Source organism: Rossellomorea sp. GAMAL-10_SWC, assembly GCF_049568075.1.
Classification (GTDB): Bacteria; Bacillota; Bacilli; order Bacillales; family Bacillaceae_G; genus Gottfriedia.
This window is the reverse complement of the sequence record NZ_CP144911.1, coordinates 3,934,926-3,952,416: the sequence shown is the minus strand read 5'-3', so window position 1 is coordinate 3,952,416 and position 17,491 is coordinate 3,934,926. Positions and strand designations below refer to the sequence as shown.

Below are 17,491 nucleotides of genomic sequence, written 5' to 3'. Positions count from 1 at the left end.
CTGGAATAAGTAGGCTTAGTATTATAAAAATCGAAAAAAAATTGAACGATAAGATAATTTTTTTTCATAGCAAGTGAATGCTAGGGAATGATATCATCTAGATAAAAGAATTTATTTACTATTCTCAGGAGAGGTACGTAAAATGGATCAACAAGTACAAACTTATTTTGAAAACCTTGAATCAAATGACAAGAATTTGCAATACGAAGCCTTTGACTATATTATTTCCGTTACAAAAGAAAAAGTAGATTGGTCGTATGAAGTATGGGATCGATTAAAATCAGAGCTTACGCATAAAGGAAATCACAAAAGGTCAAGAGCGGCACAATTTCTCTCAAATTTAGCCATTAGTGATCCAGAGAAAAGAATGCTAAATGATTTTCATTCAATTTGGCAAGTTACATATGATCCAAAATTTGTTACCGCAAGACATACCTTACAATCAATATGGAGAGTAGGATTAGCTGGTCCAGAACAAAGAGCAATCGTCCTTAATCATTTAGAAAATCGTTATTTAAATTGCAATGAAGAAAAGAACCATACATTGATTCGTTACGATATCATTCAATGTATGAGAAACCTTTATGATGCGGTTAAGAATGAAGAGATTAAACAAAAGGCTTTGGAATTGATTGAAACTGAAGAGGATCCAAAATATCGAAAAAAATATATGACGGTGTGGAAATGAGAAAGAAAAAATAGAAGAGTTTATACTAAAAGAAGGAATTAAAGTCTAACGCTTAAGAAATAAAAAACGAATTCACATGGAATTCGTTTTTTTTGTTATTAGCCAAGTGAAAATTTATTGAAATTAGTTCATCATCTGTTTAATTAAATCACGATTTCGTTGTTTGAATACTTCATTATGAGATGAAACCATTGCTGATCCATTAGCATCTGGTTGAATATATTGTTTCGCTTTATTAACGGCATTAGCGGCATCCTGAAATGCTCCAGCAATTAGTTGTAACTTTCCTTCATGCATTAAAATATCTCCAGCTGCATAAATCCCTTCAATCGAAGTTTCACTCGTTGTATTCCCTTTAATATAGAAATCTTGAATCATTTCTACTTTTATTTCACTGTTATTTAATAAAGAAGTATCTTGTTCATAACCGTGGTTTATGATTACTTCATCAATTGCCAAATGAGATACTTCACCAGTTTCGTTATTTGTTAATTCAACTTTTTCTATTTCTTCATGATTTTCACAAGCAATTAATTTCGTAATTGATGTATTGAAAAGACAGTCTACTGAACTATTCATTAATTGAGAGACTTGAGCTTCATGACCTTTTAGAGCATCTTTTCGGTAAGTTAAATAAACTTTCTTAGCAACCGTCTCTAATTCATTAGCCCAATCAATCGCAGAATTACCACCACCGGAAACGATTACAGTTTTGTCTTTAAAATGTTTAAGTGATTTTACTGTATAGTTTAAATTTGAAACTTCAAATCTTTCTGCACCATCTATTTTAAGCTTTGTTGGGTTTAATATTCCACTGCCAACTGCAACAATAATTGTTTTAGAATAATGCTTTTGACCTGAAGAAGTATGTAAAATAAAAATGCCATTATCATCACGAGTGATCGTGTCGACTTTTTCATTTAATACAACTGTAGGATCAAACGTTAAACCTTGCTGAACGATTTGGCCGATGAATTTTTCACCAGGAATTGGTGGCTGTCCTCCAACATCCCAAATCATCTTCTCAGGATAACAATGAACTTTCCCACCTAATTCAGATTGAAATTCTATTATTTTTGTTTTCATTTCTCTTAAACCACTATAAAAAGCAGAGTATAGTCCAGCAGGACCTCCCCCGATTACTGTTACATCATATAGATCAATTATATTCATTTCCGTCTCACTCCAGAATATTCTGTCATTGATTATCATTCTCAATAAAATATAAACCATTTTTGAGAATTTTTCAATGATTCCACTAAAAAATAATATTGACAATATCAGTAAATAGACTTATATTTACCTAGTAACATTGATTGATAATAATTATCATTATCATTAACGGTTTGAATATTAAATGAATGGAGGTCCGTTTATGGTTCGGTTATTTACTAATGAACTGACCATTGGTTATGGTGATCGTTTGATTGTAAAAGACCTTAATATAAAAATTCCGGATAAACAAATTACAACAATCATTGGTTCAAATGGATGCGGTAAGTCGACTCTTTTGAAGGCGATTACAAGAATAATCTCTCATCAATCCGGAACGATTATTTTAGATGGAGAAAACATTGCTTCAGAGAATACTAAATTACTAGCTAAAAAAATGGCGATTCTACCTCAAACACCAGAGAGTGCAAGTGGTTTAACAGTAGGTGAACTAGTGTCTTATGGTCGATTCCCATATCAAAGTGGGTTTGGCAGATTAACTAAAAAAGATATTGAAGTAATTGACTGGGCACTTGAGGTTACAGGTACAAAGGAATATAAGTACAAGTCGGTTGATTCACTTTCAGGAGGTCAACGTCAACGAGTTTGGATCGCAATGGCGTTAGCGCAAGAAACTGAAATCATTTTCCTTGATGAGCCTACTACATATTTAGATTTAGCTCATCAGCTCGAAATTTTGGAGTTGTTACAAACGCTGAATCAGGAGCAAGAACGTACGATTGTAATGGTTTTACATGACCTAAATCAAGCAGCTCGATTTGCAGATTATATCATCGCACTGAAAGATGGGGAAATCGTAAAAGCAGGTTCTTGCGAAGAAGTTATTACACATGAAGTTCTAAAAAAAGTTTTTTCAATTGATACAGTAATTGGAAGAGATCCAAGAACAAATAAACCAATGTGCATTACATACAACTTACTTAAGGGAGAAGAGAAAAATGAAGAAAGCCCTAATACCATTTCTTTTAATATTCGTGCTAATTATTAGTGCATGCAGTAAAGGAGCATCAAGTACAGAAGGCTCAAAGAATGTACCAAAAAAGTCTGGAACTATTACATATCAATCTCAAAATGGTCCAGTTAAAGTCCCAGCAAATCCTAAACGTGTAGTGGTGCTATCATCGTTTGCAGGAAATGTAATGTCTTTAGGAGTTAACATCGTCGGTGTTGATTCTTGGTCTAAGTCTAATCCGCGCTGGGCTGAGAAATTAAAAAATGTTGAAGTAGTTTCAGATGATAATATTGAAAAAATTATTGAATTAAATCCAGATTTAATCATTGGTTTAGATAATGTTAAAAACCTTGATAAATTAAAGAAAATCGCACCTACTGTAGTTTATACTTACGGCAAAGTAGATTACTTAACTCAACATATTGAAATTGGTAAATTATTAAACAAAGAAAAAGAAGCGCAAGCATGGGTAGATGATTTTAAAGCCCGTGCACAAAAGGCAGGAGAAGAGATTAAAGCTAAAATTGGTCAAGATGCAACAGTTTCTGTAATTGAAAAATTTGACAAGCAGCTTTATGTATATGGTAACAACTGGGGTCGTGGAACAGAAATTCTTTTCCAAGAGATGAAATTAAATATGCCTAAAAAAGTTGAAGAAAATGCATTGAAACCAGGATATTATGCAATCTCTTTAGAAGTACTTCCTGAATTTATGGGTGACTATGTAATCTTCAGTAAATTTGATCAAACTGATACTTCTGTAGAAAAAACAGATACTTACAAAAATACACCAGCAGTAAAGAATAAGCACGTTTTCGAAGTAAATGGAAGTGAATTCTACTTCAATGATCCAGATACTTTAGACATGCAATTAGAATTCTTTAAAAAGCAATTTTTAGGTAACTAACAAAAATAAGAGTAGGAATTCTATTATTCCTACTCTTATATTTAGACATTGTCCAAAAAATTTATTGCAGACTGATTGAAAACATTGTCTTTTGAAGCGCGAAGCTACCCTAGTCGGTAATGAGCACTGCAGAAAGCGAGCGTTTGGCGGGCAGTCTGAAGACATTCTATAAAGAGAAGATGAGTGGCTAATGACACAACAAAACAAAGGTTCAGTTTCATTCTTTTTTAAATTTATATTTGGGATTATCATTTTTATAGTTATGTTTGTAATAGCGATTGTTTTCGGCGCAGCGGATACAACTATTGGGGATGTATGGAATGCGATTTTTACAAACATGAATAATCAACAGATTTCTATTATTAGAGAGTTACGGTTACCTCGAGAGGTGGCGGCAATATTTGTAGGGGCAGCTCTTGCGGTGGCAGGTGCTATCATGCAAGGGATGACAAGAAATCCACTTGCAGATCCGGGTTTGCTTGGGTTAACGGCAGGAGCAAATGCAGCTTTAGCAATAACAATGGCTTTCCTACCAAAAGTAAATTATTTTGGGATTATGATAGCTTGTTTTATTGGTGCAGCGGTCGGTTCACTAATCGTTTTTGGTATTGCTACAGTGAAGAAAGGTGGCTTCTCTCCATTTCGTATTGTTTTAGCAGGGGCGGCTGTTACAGGTTTTTTAACTGCTATTTCTGAAGGTGTAGGGATTTACTTTAAAATATCTCAAAATATTTCAATGTGGACTTCAGGTGGATTAGTTGGTACTTCATGGGGGCAAGTAAAAACGATTACGCCTTTTATTGTAGTCGGTATTCTAGTAGCAATTTTCTTGGCACGTCAATTAACAATACTTAGTTTAAATGAAGAGATTGCTGTAGGTCTAGGTCAAAATATCCCAAGAATCAAAGCAATCTTATTTGTAGTAATCGTTTTACTGGCTGGAGCGGCAGTTGCTCTAGTAGGAAATATGGCATTTCTTGGTTTAATGGTACCGCATATGGTACGTGGATTCGTCGGAACTGATTACCGATTTATTATACCGATGTCTGCTATTTTTGGTGCTACTTTCTTACTGTTGGCAGATACACTTGGGCGAACAATTAATATACCTTATGAAACACCTGTTGCAGCGATTGTTGCAATGATTGGCCTTCCTTTCTTTCTATTTATCGTACATAAAGGAGGCAAAGAATTTTCATGATACAGCCTGCTATTATTAGAAAACAAAGATTAATTCTATTGATACTTTTTATACTTATTCTCTTAACAATGTTTATCGGAATGGGAATGGGATTTTCATCAATACCATATAGTAGATTACTTCCAACATTTTTAGGGGATGGTACATTTAAAGAAGAGTTTGTCATCTTTTCAATTCGATTACCTAGAATGATTATAACTTTAATGGCAGGAATGGCACTTGCATTATCTGGTGCAATTTTGCAAGGGGTAACTCGAAATGATATGGCTGAGCCTGGAATACTAGGTTTTAATGCTGGCGCAGGTGTAGCTATTACAGTATTCTTTTTATACTTTCCAATTGAAGCAGGATCGTTTGTTTATTTAATCCCAATCGTTGGATTTTGTGGTGCTGTTTTTACAGCAATTATTATTTACTTATTTTCTTATAAGAAAAATTCGGGTTTACAACCTATAAGACTAGTTTTAGTAGGTATTGGTTTCTCGATGGCTCTTTCAGGAATCATGATTGTATTAATTTCATCTGCGGAACGTGTTAAAGTAGATTTTATTGCAAAATGGTTAGCAGGTAATATATGGGGGACAGATTGGCCGTTTATTTGGGCATTCTTACCTTGGCTAATTGTATTAATTCCGTTTACTTTATATAAAGCAAACACATTAAACCTTCTTAATTTAAATGATCCTGTTGCAATCGGGGTAGGGGTCTCATTAGAAAAGGAAAGAATTGTTTTAATGTTAGCAGCAGTTGCATTAGCAGCATCTGCTGTTTCAGTAACGGGAGGAATTGCGTTTATCGGATTAATGGCACCACATATTGCTAAGAGTTTAGTTGGCCCAAGAAATCAATTATTTATACCCATCGCAATTTTAATTGGTGGATTATTACTAATAGTTGCCGACACAATCGGAAGAAACTTAGTCGATCCAGAAGGAATACCAGCTGGGATTATAGTAGCCTTAATCGGTGGACCTTACTTTGTATATTTAATCCTAAAAAAGGCTTAATCAAGAGAAAAAGACATTGTGAACAACACAAATCGTTCAAACAATGTCTTTTTTTATTTTTAAACAGTTAATTCTTCATTGTAATATTTAATTTGTCCGTCTTTTAAAGATTGAATACGAGCAAGAGATTCAACTCGATAACCACGATCACGCAGAATCTTTCCGCCATCTTGGAATGATTTTTCAATTACGATTCCAAAGCCAACTGTTTCTGCTTTCGCTTGTTCCATGACTGAAAGTAATCCAAGAGCTGCCTGTCCGTTTGCTAAGAAGTCGTCTATTATTAAAACTTTATCGCCTTCGTCTAACCATTTATGAGAAATTGAAATTTCATTTTCTTCTTTTTTTGTAAATGAATATACTTTGGCAGTAAAAACATCTTGCTGCATTGTGATTGACTTTTTCTTACGTGCAAAAACTAGAGGGACATTTAAAGCAAGTGCTGTCATTAGCCCAGGTCCGATACCTGAAGATTCTATAGTAACTACCTTAGTTATTTTTTCTTCAGAAAATAAACGCGCAAATTCTTCTCCAATTTCTTTCATTAAAACAGGATCCATTTGATGATTTAAGAAAGCATCCACTTTTAATACATCATTTGCTAAAACGATCCCTTCTTGTTGTATTTTTTTTAGTAATAATTCCATAATGATCCCCCTTAATCTAAACAAAAAACTCAAAACATGTACTTCACTGTATAAAATGAGTGAAGTAACACATTTTGAGTCTTTGATTCACTAGAGCTAAAATGTCAGATGTGTTACCACTCATAGTCGGTAAATTTACGGTTAACCGGTAGAAACTTGTGAGCCATATCCTCACTATTATACGAGTGAAATTTATAATTTTAATGAAACTATAACATGTTAATAGATTCTGGTCTAGCAATTAATAGGTGTAAATTATTAGCATTATTGAATACTACTTAATACAGTTTACAAATAAACTTAGTGAATTCCTTTATTAAATCCTGGTCATAAACAGTACCACTTTGTTTTTGAATTTTTTTTAACGATCGTTCAATCGAACATTTTTTTCTATAAGAACGATCATGGGTTAGTGCATCAAAACTATCAATTATTCTAATTACTTTCGAATTAAAATCAATTTCGTTACTATATAAACCTTCATAGCCAGTCCCATCAATATTTTCGTGATGATAGCGTACAGCATTTATAATATCATTATGATATGAGAAATTTTTTAATAAATCATACCCATAAATTGTGTGATTCTTCATTAGATTCCACTCGAAATCGGTAAGAGGACCTCTTTTTGTAATGATTGAATTTGGTATTTTAAGCTTACCAATATCATGTACATAACCAATCAAATGTAATTGATTGGATTGATGCAAAGAGAGATCTAAATATCTACTGAATTTATAAGACATTTCACCTACACGCATCCCGTGTAAAAAAGTATCATGATCAAGTTGCCTTAATAGTTCAACTAACTCATTTGTGACGAATGTTGACCTTTCTTTTATCATAAAATCACCTTTGAATTCTTATTCAAAATAAACTTTATTTTAATAAATGGGCGATATGATTAATATCGCGCTGTGAAAGAGTAGAACTAATTACCGCAATTGGAACAATTTCGATATCAATTTGAAAATCAGCAATGATAAAGTCCAAACGTAATTTACTAATTGTTTCAGGCCTCAGTTCGCCGTTTTGGAGTTCAACAAAATGTATTTTATCCCCGAATTCTTTTATTAGTTTAGTTGTTATATACTGTCTTACACCATAACCTTCACTACTTAACAGTAGTACCCTTTTTTTGACTAATGATAATTTAATGATGATTGCTTGAATATTTAATGTGATTTTAGCAATTACTTCATTATTAACTTCTGGATATGAAAAGTAATTGCACCAATTACGAAATACAGTTTTTACTTTATTAAATAACTCCGGATACCGCTTTTTAACGTATTCGGAAATGAGACAAGATCGATCAATTCTACCGTTTAAAAAAAGAACTAGGGAAAATGCTTTAAATTGTTTTAGAAGAGTGAGAATAAAATCATTATGATCATGTAATTTTATACTAAGCTTTTTTTCGAGCATCGTAACAAGTTCGTGTATTTCTATATATTGTTTTTCTGATTTGTTATGGTAGCTATTTATAATTTCATCTTGAGGTTCATTATCGCTAGAAAAATAAGGGGATGCAGATAACATTATAGAAAGAGCGTTTAGTTCATTTAATGGAATTGATACTTTATAAATGTTTTCTAGCTGTACGCATATATCAGTTGCAACTGAAAAAAACTTTGAATCCTTAATATTGTTAGAAGGATTTAAATCCAATTGTATATCTCGATCGATTCTTTGAAGCATCGTACCAACATAATAAATATATTTATAGATAGTAGGTGGAAATAAAAGTAAATTATTTTTTTCAGCTGACTTTGTAACTATTTTTTTTATAATAGAAAACGATAGTGAATCATAGGGCCATTTATTTGTATGGGAATATAGACCATATAATACGTCACAGCATAAGATTCTTTTTTGAAACTCATTACCTACAATTTCAAGTGGTGCACGCTTCAAACTTAAATTATACGACTTCAATAAGGTGTCTACCCGTTCGAGAATTTTATATACCGTATTGTGATGCGTATATAAGACTTTTCCTAAATCACTAATGTGTTCAATGTCTTTTATTAGAATAAACATGATTACCTGAAGCGATAAAGAGTTCTTAACAAAAAGTGAACGAACTTGATCAAGCGAGGAATTAATTGGATTTTTAATATAAATACCTTTTCCTTTTATCGTTTCAATATGCCATCCTTCTGGGAATGTTGCATTGATAATTTGTATATCAGTTCGAATTGTTTTCTCAGTGCAATGTAAATTTTTAGCAAGCTCCTCCGTTTTGAACCATTTTTCTTGACTACTTAAAATATCGATTAAGTGTAATCTTCTTAAACTCGCCTTATCCATCTCATCTCCTACTTTGATTTAAAATAATATTTTTACTAACATAAATAAGCTATTGTGATAACAATCACAAAAAGTGTTGTTAAGATAATGTTTTCAAAATAATTTTAAACTTAGATGCTGAATAAGGATATGACTATTTTTACCGTTAAAAACGGTAATAAATATATTTTAATCGACAATCTCCTTTTATATAGCGAAAGGCATATATCATTTTATGAAACTTTATATATTAACTGTTTTTACCTATCAAAACGGTAAAAAAGAGCATTTGAAACTTTAATAAGCAAGGCTATAATTTATTTTGAAAAGGAAATCGTTTAATTTGTGATTGTATACGGATGTGATCATGAGTGTTGCTCTAAATGGAGAAATGAGGAGGCAAATGATGGGTATAGTGTTGCTTTTTTTTATCCTAGGAAAACTTTTGCTAGTTCAGTCTATGTTACATAACCGAATTACTTTGTTTGGATTATTATTTAGTATTTTTATTGTTGGTTTGCTATATTTACTTCCGATCTTTTTAGAATTCAATAAAAGAGAACGATCTATTGGTTATAGTTTTACTTCAATAGTAGTTGGAACTATATTATTAATCTGTACTGTTTATGAAAGATATGCAGTTTTTGTAATTACTACTCTTGATCAAACAGAAGAAATCTCCAATACAATATTCTCGTTTTTTATGATAGGGGACTTACTTTTCATTTTTGATTTTCTATTATTACTATACCTCATACTATTCAAAGTACTTAAAATAAAGGCAGCGCAATTAATTTTAGGAAAAGAAATCAGGATAACTAAAAGAGGAATTAAAAAGAATGTATATTCATATTCCCCACTTAATAACATTAAACTTAATGAAGATTAAGGAATAACCGAGCTTAATGATGAAAGACGTACGAAAAACCTCACTTTTGATGTGAGGTTTTTTTGTACTTTCAAACAGCTCATAAATTGGGCATGTGAATCGGTAACAATGCCCAAGTCCTCAACATATTTTGTTGTTGAGAGTCTGCGTTTTAGTAGATTCAAATTAGGGAATCGTATTTATTTTATTTAAGTACGGTATGTTTTATTCGCTTTCAAATTTTATGTCGGAGGTTATAAAAATGTATGATTTTCAAAGAGAGCTTCAACAATTAAATGTTGATCAATTTCAAGCTAGTCAAGTAGTTCCATGGGATTATAATCAGGGTCAAAATTACGATGCTCGTATGTGCTTTGGCTTTGCATGTTTCTTTCCTTTTTTTAGTTGTTTTGGTTGTGGAGGCTGCGGAGGTTGTGGAGGCTGTTTCCGTTGTGGAGGCTGCGGTCACTGCGGTCGCTGCCACCGTTAATTGTAATGTTTCATAAAAACTATTTGTCCATTTAGACAATCAGCCCCTACTGATCTTTGTAGGGGCTATCAAGTTAAGTTATGACATAAGGAATACATAATATACATAGGATTATGAAGAAAGTATTTATGAAATTCAATGAACAACTCACTGTATCGAAGGGGTTGAAAAGGATGTCAAAATTGAATCCATCTGCACGTCTAAAGGTTAATCGAGATACTTTTTTTGTACCTGATTCGAATGGAGGTGTTTATTTTAGAAATAACTTAAGTTCATTTCGAATGGAAGGTACATCTGTTAACCAGTGGATTGAAAAGTTACTTCCTATGTTTAACGGTGAACACTCATTAGATAGTTTAACAAATGGTTTGCCTGACCAATACCGAGAAAGAGTATATGAAATAGGTGAGATTTTATATAATAATGGTTTTGCACGGGATGTAAGTAAGGATCATCCACATCAATTATCTAAAGATATTTTAACAAAGTATGCAAGTCAAATTGAGTTTTTAAATTGTTTTGGAGATTCTGGTTCATATCGTTTTCAAACCTATCGCCAATCCAAGATATTAGCAATTGGTTCTGGAACAATTGTCACTTCGCTAGTTTCAGCATTATTAGAGTCGGGGTTAGCGAAATTCCATCTTTTAATAACGAATAATGAGAATACAGATAAAAAACGAATAAAAGAAATTGTAGACAACGCACGGAAGACAGATCATGAAGTCGAAGTTGAATTAATTAAGAGAAAGAAGCTTTCATTACAAGAGATTGTTTCTACTTTTGATTCGATTTTATACGTATCAGAAGATGGTCATGTTTATGAGCTGAAAATGCTCAATGAGATTTGTAAAAGAGAGAAGAAGAGGTTTATCCCAGCAATTTCTTCGCAAAAGATCTGTATGGCCGGACCACTAGTGACTTCAAATTCTGATGCTTGCTTCGAATCGGCGTGGAGAAGCGTACATCAAAACATAATCTGTGAAGAAGGAATCAACCAACCAGTGTCTTTGATTACATCGGCAATGTTGGCAAATATTATGGTGTTTGAGCTATTTAAGGATATTACACAGTCACGCGAAACAGAAAAAAATAATCAGGTTTATATTATTAACCAAGAGACGCTAGAGGGTAGTTGGCACACATTCTCTCCTCATCCACTAGTGACTGGAAAAGCGAAAGCTAAAATAGTTCATAATTTTGAGGAAAAGTTAGAGCAAAACAAACCTAGTGGAGATCAAAGTAATTTATTAACTCACTTAGGTCAGTTCAATTCGCAAGAAACTGGATTATTTCACGTTTGGGGTGAGGGCGAACTAAATCAACTTCCATTAGCTCAATGTCGGATACAAGTAGTAGATCCTCTTACAGAAGGTCCAGTAAAACTATTAACAAGTACGATTTGTACTGAATTAACTCATGAAGAAGCACGAAGAGAGGCAGGGCTTACTGGAGTTGAAATGTATGTATCTCAAATAGCCAGTCAACTTATTATAAATTCAGAGTCCGATGTTGTAGAGTGTATTGAACCTGGGGAATACATCGCAATTGCTACTGGTCAAACTTTTTCAGAAAGTATTTGTAGAGCACTACAAAAATATTTGTCCCAAGAGCTTAATAAACAAACGGGCAATCAACATCATATTCAAGAAATTAAAGCGATAAAAATTGAAGATGATTGTGCTCAATTTTATTTACAAACATTAAATACAATACATGAATCTCCAAAAATAGCATTAGGAAAAGAGGTTTGTGGATTTCCAGTAGTCTGGATTGGTACAGAAAAAGGCTGGTATAGAAGTGTTGGTTTAAATAGAACAATTGCCTTACAAGATGCACTAAAACAAGTACTTAAGGAATCGCAAAATAAAACCCCACTACTTGCATCAACAGCGATCCAGAGTTCATTAGTTTTAGTGGAAGAAAAGCAAATATCTGAAATGATTATCCCCGAATCTAATCGAGCTTTACATTCTGATCTATTAGTTTCGGCTATCGATATCTTAAAACGAAATAATATGGAGTTACTAACATTGGAGTTTATGCTTGAATCGATTAATGTAGATGAACTTGCGGGAGTTTATGGTGTCTTGTTAAGAGAGGTGAGCTCGATTTGAATTCAACGGTTACCATTTTTGGAGAGGGATTATTAAGTAAGTACACATCCGAAATTCTGTTAAATAAATATAAAATCGTTCAACAGAAAGATTTAAAGTCTCCGGTTTCCGAGGATACTAGTTTAATACTTATTTTGGATGATGCATGGAACCCTAAGATTTATGAAAAAGCGGATGAAATTTTAAGGATAGGAACCGTTCCATGGCTTCGTGCTTGTATATCATTTGGAGAAGGAGTAATCGGACCTTTAGTACATCCAGGGCAAAAAGGATGTATAAAGTGTGCCGATTTTAGACGTTTAATGGCTGGTAGAGAGCGCAGGGAAATGCTAGAAATTGATCATCAGTTATTAGAAGGTGATGGAGTATCGGATGATGTATGGGGTACAAGAACGGGACTTTTACAAATGGCTTACTTAATTGCAGCAGAAGTAGATAAATTTATGAACGGGAAAGAAACTCGTCTAGAGGAACGAATTTTTTTATTAAATATGAAAACATTCAAGAGCTCAAATCACTTTTTTTTACCAAATCCTTTATGTCCAATTTGTGGTGAACTAGAAGATGATACTTCTGATTCGGCGATTATTTCACTTGAGCCTAGTATGAAAGTTTCTCCAACTAGTTATCGTAGTCGCTCAATGGATGAATTAAAGAAAGTGTTAGTTAATGACTATTTAGGTCAAAAGACAGGTTTTTTAAATGGAAAGGCATATGATTTATCCACGCCATTTGCAGATGTAGTCGTAAACCTACCGTTACTCCAAGGGGATGAAGGAACAGCAGGGCGTACACTATCGTATGAATCTAGTGAATTAACGGCCATTTTGGAAGGGTTAGAAAGGTATTGCGGCCTCACTCCACGAGGAAAAAAAACGGTAGTACATGATAGTTATAACAATGTAAAAGATTATGCAATGAATCCCGAAATTGTTGGCACGCATTCGAAAGAGCAATATGCTCTGCCGCGTTTTCCATTTAAGAAGTTTAATCCTAAACGGAAGATTGATTGGGTATGGGGCTATTCATTTATGAAGGAAGAGCCGATTCTTGTACCGGAGTTGCTTTCATACTATAGTCTAGGATGCGGTCACGGTTATGTGTATGAAACTTCCAATGGATGTGCACTAGGGGGAAGTCTAGAAGAAGCTATTTTCTACGGTATTTTGGAAATTGTTGAACGGGATTCATTTTTAATGACTTGGTATGCTCAGTTGCCTCTTCCTCGACTTGATCCAAAATCGGCAAAGGATCAAGAACTCGATTTAATGATTGAACGCATGCGTTTAGTTGGCGGATACGATCTTCATTTATTTAATTCGACGATGGAGAATGGAATTCCGAGTATTGTTGCCATTGCAAAAAACCGAAAAGAACATGGTTTAAACCTCATTTGTGCAGCAGGCGCTCATCTTGATCCTGTTCGGGCGGTTAAAAGCGCAGTGCATGAGTTAGCTGGGATGATGTTAACATTAGATAAAAAGTTTGAAGAAAATTATGCTAAAAATATGAAAATGCTATTAGACAATACTCTCGTTAAACAAATGGATGATCATGGAATGTTATATGGTTTACCTCAAGCAGAGGAGCGTCTGAAGTTTTTACTAGATGATAACCGTCCATTAAAGACTTTTGAGGAAGAATTTAAATGGAATACAAACCATCTGGATTTGACGAATGATTTAAAGGATATTCTACAAGTATTTAAACAATTAAAACTTGATGTGATTGTAGTCGATCAAACGACACCTGAAATCAAAAGGAATGGATTATCTTGTGTAAAAGTCTTAATTCCAGGGATGCTGCCTATGACATTTGGCAATCATCTAAAACGATTGAATGGACTTGATCGAGTGTTAAAAGTTCCAGTTAAATTGGGCTATACGAAGAAGCCGCTAAAGCCGGAGCAGCTCAATCCATATCCGCACCCGTTCCCATAGGTGGTGTTCTAGGAGGTTATTTTGGATGAGTTTACAAACATTACTACACAATCTTCATTTTGATATTGATAAGGCAAATCAATCGGATTGGGAAGTAGATTGGGAGGATGCCCCACTAACTTATAAGCTTTATAAAGATTTACCTACTATTCCACTTTCTCTTAACGTTCCATTATCCTTAAAAGAAAAAAGGGACTCAATTGAGCCGAATTTAGACGAAATAGGCTACTTTCTATGGTATGTATATGGATTAGCACAAGTTGCTCAAACAGCAATAACTTCTGGTTCCAACGAAATGGTTAATATGATGTCTTCAAACCGAAGATTCATCCCTTCTGGTGGAGGATTGTATCCAAATGAATTGTATTTATATCTTAAGTCTGATCAAGTCTCTTCAGGTATATATCATTATGATGTTGCTAGACATTGCTTAGTCTTATTAAGAGAAGGAAATTTTGATTCTTATGTATCAAGGGCTTTAGGAAATAGATGTGATCTTCCAAAGTGTTTTGGTACTATTTTTATTTCGACAATGTTTTGGAAAAATTTCTTTAAATACAATAATTTTTCATATCGCCTTCAAGGGTTAGATTGCGGTGTGCTAATTGGACAGATTTTAGAGATGGCTAAATGCTTTGGGTTTAAAGCGGGAGTATATTACCAGTTTCTAGATCAAGCGATCAACCATTTAATCGGCTTAAATGGACGTGATGAAAGTGTATACGGACTCATTCCACTCTCTATTGAAGAATCTACCTTGATTTCAAAAGATAATGTAAAGAGTAAAAATTTCAAATCGATTGATCTAATTAAAGAGTTACAAACAGTTTCACATAAATATTTAGTAAAATCGAAAAAGATTAAAGAGTTCCCAATGCTAATTAAACTGAATAAAGTATCGATGATCGAATCGACACAAACATTTAGAAAAGTTGATGCAGCTGTTGATGCTTTAGATGGACGACATCGAATAATATTACCTAAAGTGGAGCGTCTATCTTATGATTTAGCGACTATATGTAAAGAACGATTTTCACCTGAGCTTGGCTTTGTTTTACGCCCTATGAGTCAAATAAACCTAGCAACACTACTTAAAGAAGCAACAGCATCCTTCTCATATATAAATGATTTAGATGGTTCCTTTAAAAATAATAATAACCGGCCAAAACTATATTTATGTTTGTATAACGTTGAAGGCATTAACAATGGTGCTTATTATTATGATGATCATACTCATACGCTAGTACAAACTAAATTAGGCGATCATCGGATGCAACTCCAATATGGAATGAGTGCCCCTACCGTTAATTTATTCCAAGTGCCAATTTGTATACATGTAGTAGGGAATATAGAACATATAAAATCGACACATAGTTATAGAGGCTATCGAATCCAACAGATGGAAGCTGGCATAATGGTTCAACATTTACTAATAGCCGCATCAGCATTAGGATTAGGGGGGCATCCACTACTTGGATATAATGTAAAATTATGTGATGAGCTATACCAATTAGACGAAATAGGAAAAACAAGTTTAATTCAAATTCCAATAGGTCATTATCGGAATAGGCCTTGGTTAAAAGGAAATTTGCATAGTTAATAAATCTTAAAAAGCTAAAAACAAGAATACTTTCTGAGTATTCTTGTTTTTTTGTTCCAGTTTATAACGTCTGAATAAAATTGAAATCCACCAAACCCAATGGTGGCGTGGGTTAAATACTCAATCGACATATTTTCGACATACAAAAGTCACAGAAATTACAATGAATAGTTCTTTTGAATTAAAATTTTATAGTAAAATTAATTTAATTATTATTTAAATATAAAAAAACCTTCCGAAAAGAAGGTTTTTTATTTTATTCACCAGCATATAGAATATTAAATGAATTAGCATTTTTGGTGAAAATTATTCTGAAAAATGATTATCAATAAAATTATATTAAAAAAATATTAAAATTGTTATAAATACTATTTATTAACATAACATATAATTAAAAAAAATGTCAGATTATAAAACTTTTTGTATAATTAAATCGTCTAATTTTAGTAAAGCAAATTTAACTATTTTTCTTTTTAGCTTTTATTTAATCTTGAACGTTGATTATTAGTAGTTTGATTAAAAGAATTCGTGACGATACTAGAATAAAAATAACTTTATTAAACATCTATCAAATACTTACGACAACAAACAATTAAGAAATGATAAAAAGTATAGAAATCATAGGAGGAGAAAACAATTGTCCAGAGCCATGAAAAATCGTAGAAAGAAACCAATTATAGGGATCGCAATTTCCTTAGTTTTAGTAGCTGGAGTTGCAGGTACTCTTTATGAACAAAACAAAGAACCTAAAACGATTGTTATTAAAAAGAATGCTAAGGTTAAAAATGACATTGTACTAAATTTTCCAGATTATTATAAAACTACAAAAGAAGATGAATCTGGATTATTAGAAGTGTTAAACGGTGATTCAAATTTAGTCTTAGTTAATAAAGATCGAAAGTTACCAGATGGTTATGAACCTAACGATCTTATCTATCCATCCATACCATTAAATGGGGCAGTAAAAGAAAAAACTAGAATGAGAAGTGAAGCTGGACATGCATTAGAGAAGTTATTTGCAGGTGCAACTGCGGATGGTTATACATTAACAGCAATTTCAGGATACCGTTCGTATGATCGACAAGTTGCTTTATACAATAATTATGTTTCTGTACACGGTGAGGCATGGACGAAGGCATACAGTGCATATCCAGGAACGAGTGAACATCAAACCGGACTAGCGATAGATGTTTCATCGCCGGCATTTGGAAATGCGTTAGAAGTAGGTTTTGCCAAAACGCCTGAAGGAACATGGTTAGCAGAGCATGCACATGAATACGGCTTTATTATTCGTTATCCAGAAGATAAAGTAGATATTACAAAATATCACTATGAACCATGGCATATTCGATACGTTGGAAAAGAATACGCTACTTATTTATACACGAATCATCTTGCACTTGAAGAAGCAATGCCAGCTAAAAAATAATAATAACAAAAAGGCATGTCCCATTAATATGAGACATGCCTTTTTATATAGACAACAAAAAAACAGATTTTCAGACTGACTGCAAGCGCTTGTCAATAGTCTAAAGACATGCCTTTTACT

15 protein-coding genes and 1 riboswitch are annotated in these 17,491 nt (G+C 33.1%); of the genes, 11 read left to right on the top strand and 4 right to left on the bottom strand.

The features are described from left to right. Window positions 1-142: 142 nt before the first annotated feature. Window positions 143-688, top strand: a complete 546-nt coding sequence (locus V5E38_RS19170; RefSeq protein ID WP_499211170.1) for a hypothetical protein — start codon at window positions 143-145, stop codon at window positions 686-688. 123 nt (window positions 689-811) lie between these two features. Here V5E38_RS19170 and V5E38_RS19165 read toward each other — a convergent pair whose 3' ends face one another. After that, window positions 812-1,861, bottom strand: a complete 1,050-nt coding sequence (locus V5E38_RS19165; RefSeq protein WP_499211169.1) for an NAD(P)/FAD-dependent oxidoreductase — start codon at window positions 1,859-1,861, stop codon at window positions 812-814. A 202-nt stretch (window positions 1,862-2,063) separates the two neighbouring features. On the opposite strand from V5E38_RS19165, the gene V5E38_RS19160 reads away from it, so the two are divergent. The 4 genes from V5E38_RS19160 (at window position 2,064) to V5E38_RS19145 (ending at window position 5,988) form a co-directional block, all read left to right on the top strand. Then, window positions 2,064-2,909 carry an ABC transporter ATP-binding protein gene (locus V5E38_RS19160; RefSeq protein ID WP_499211168.1) on the top strand — a complete coding sequence of 282 codons (846 nt, stop codon included), beginning with the start codon at window positions 2,064-2,066 and terminating at the stop codon, window positions 2,907-2,909. Beyond that, the gene (locus V5E38_RS19155; RefSeq protein WP_499211167.1) at window positions 2,860-3,780 is read left to right on the top strand and encodes an iron-hydroxamate ABC transporter substrate-binding protein; all 921 of its coding nucleotides are present in this window, start codon (window positions 2,860-2,862) and stop codon (window positions 3,778-3,780) included. The genes V5E38_RS19160 and V5E38_RS19155 overlap by 50 nt, the downstream gene beginning before the upstream one ends. 190 nt (window positions 3,781-3,970) lie before the next feature. Then, window positions 3,971-4,981: a FecCD family ABC transporter permease gene (locus V5E38_RS19150; protein ID WP_499211166.1), complete on the top strand. Its 1,011-nt coding sequence runs from the start codon at window positions 3,971-3,973 to the stop codon at window positions 4,979-4,981. Then, complete coding sequence (locus V5E38_RS19145) at window positions 4,978-5,988, top strand: FecCD family ABC transporter permease (protein WP_499211165.1); 1,011 nt, start codon at window positions 4,978-4,980, stop codon at window positions 5,986-5,988. The genes V5E38_RS19150 and V5E38_RS19145 overlap by 4 nt, the downstream gene beginning before the upstream one ends. A gap of 59 nt (window positions 5,989-6,047) precedes the next feature. Here the strand turns inward: V5E38_RS19145 and V5E38_RS19140 are convergent, their stop codons facing one another. From V5E38_RS19140 to V5E38_RS19130, 3 genes are all read right to left on the bottom strand, one after another. Continuing rightward, window positions 6,048-6,635: a xanthine phosphoribosyltransferase gene (locus V5E38_RS19140; protein WP_499211164.1), complete on the bottom strand. Its 588-nt coding sequence runs from the start codon at window positions 6,633-6,635 to the stop codon at window positions 6,048-6,050. Between the two features lie 103 nt (window positions 6,636-6,738). Next, window positions 6,739-6,840: riboswitch (purine riboswitch) on the bottom strand. Between the two features lie 73 nt (window positions 6,841-6,913). Beyond that, entirely contained in the window at window positions 6,914-7,480 is a 567-nt protein-coding gene (locus V5E38_RS19135; protein WP_499211163.1) for an HD-GYP domain-containing protein, read from the bottom strand. Window positions 7,481-7,514: 34 nt separating this feature from the next. Continuing rightward, on the bottom strand, window positions 7,515-8,948 hold the full coding sequence (locus V5E38_RS19130) for a BglG family transcription antiterminator (RefSeq protein ID WP_499211162.1): 1,434 nt from the start codon (window positions 8,946-8,948) through the stop codon (window positions 7,515-7,517). Window positions 8,949-9,333: 385 nt separating this feature from the next. Here V5E38_RS19130 and V5E38_RS19125 point away from each other — a divergent pair, with 385 nt between their 5' ends. The 6 genes from V5E38_RS19125 (at window position 9,334) to V5E38_RS19100 (ending at window position 17,371) form a co-directional block, all read left to right on the top strand. Beyond that, window positions 9,334-9,816, top strand: coding sequence for a hypothetical protein (locus tag V5E38_RS19125; RefSeq protein ID WP_499211161.1), 483 nt, complete (start codon window positions 9,334-9,336; stop codon window positions 9,814-9,816). Window positions 9,817-10,057: 241 nt separating this feature from the next. After that, window positions 10,058-10,285 carry a heterocycloanthracin/sonorensin family bacteriocin gene (locus V5E38_RS19120; protein WP_499211160.1) on the top strand — a complete coding sequence of 76 codons (228 nt, stop codon included), beginning with the start codon at window positions 10,058-10,060 and terminating at the stop codon, window positions 10,283-10,285. Window positions 10,286-10,458: 173 nt separating this feature from the next. Continuing rightward, a complete protein-coding gene (locus V5E38_RS19115) occupies window positions 10,459-12,402 on the top strand; it encodes a putative thiazole-containing bacteriocin maturation protein (RefSeq protein ID WP_499211159.1) in 1,944 nt (647 codons plus the stop codon). After that, window positions 12,399-14,342 (top strand): YcaO-like family protein, encoded by a 1,944-nt coding sequence (locus V5E38_RS19110; RefSeq protein ID WP_499211158.1) that lies wholly within the window; start codon window positions 12,399-12,401, stop codon window positions 14,340-14,342. The genes V5E38_RS19115 and V5E38_RS19110 overlap by 4 nt, the downstream gene beginning before the upstream one ends. A gap of 25 nt (window positions 14,343-14,367) precedes the next feature. Further along, a complete protein-coding gene (locus V5E38_RS19105) occupies window positions 14,368-15,942 on the top strand; it encodes a nitroreductase family protein (protein WP_499211157.1) in 1,575 nt (524 codons plus the stop codon). A 649-nt stretch (window positions 15,943-16,591) separates the two neighbouring features. Further along, window positions 16,592-17,371, top strand: a complete 780-nt coding sequence (locus tag V5E38_RS19100; protein ID WP_499213609.1) for a M15 family metallopeptidase — start codon at window positions 16,592-16,594, stop codon at window positions 17,369-17,371. Window positions 17,372-17,491: the final 120 nt, after the last annotated feature.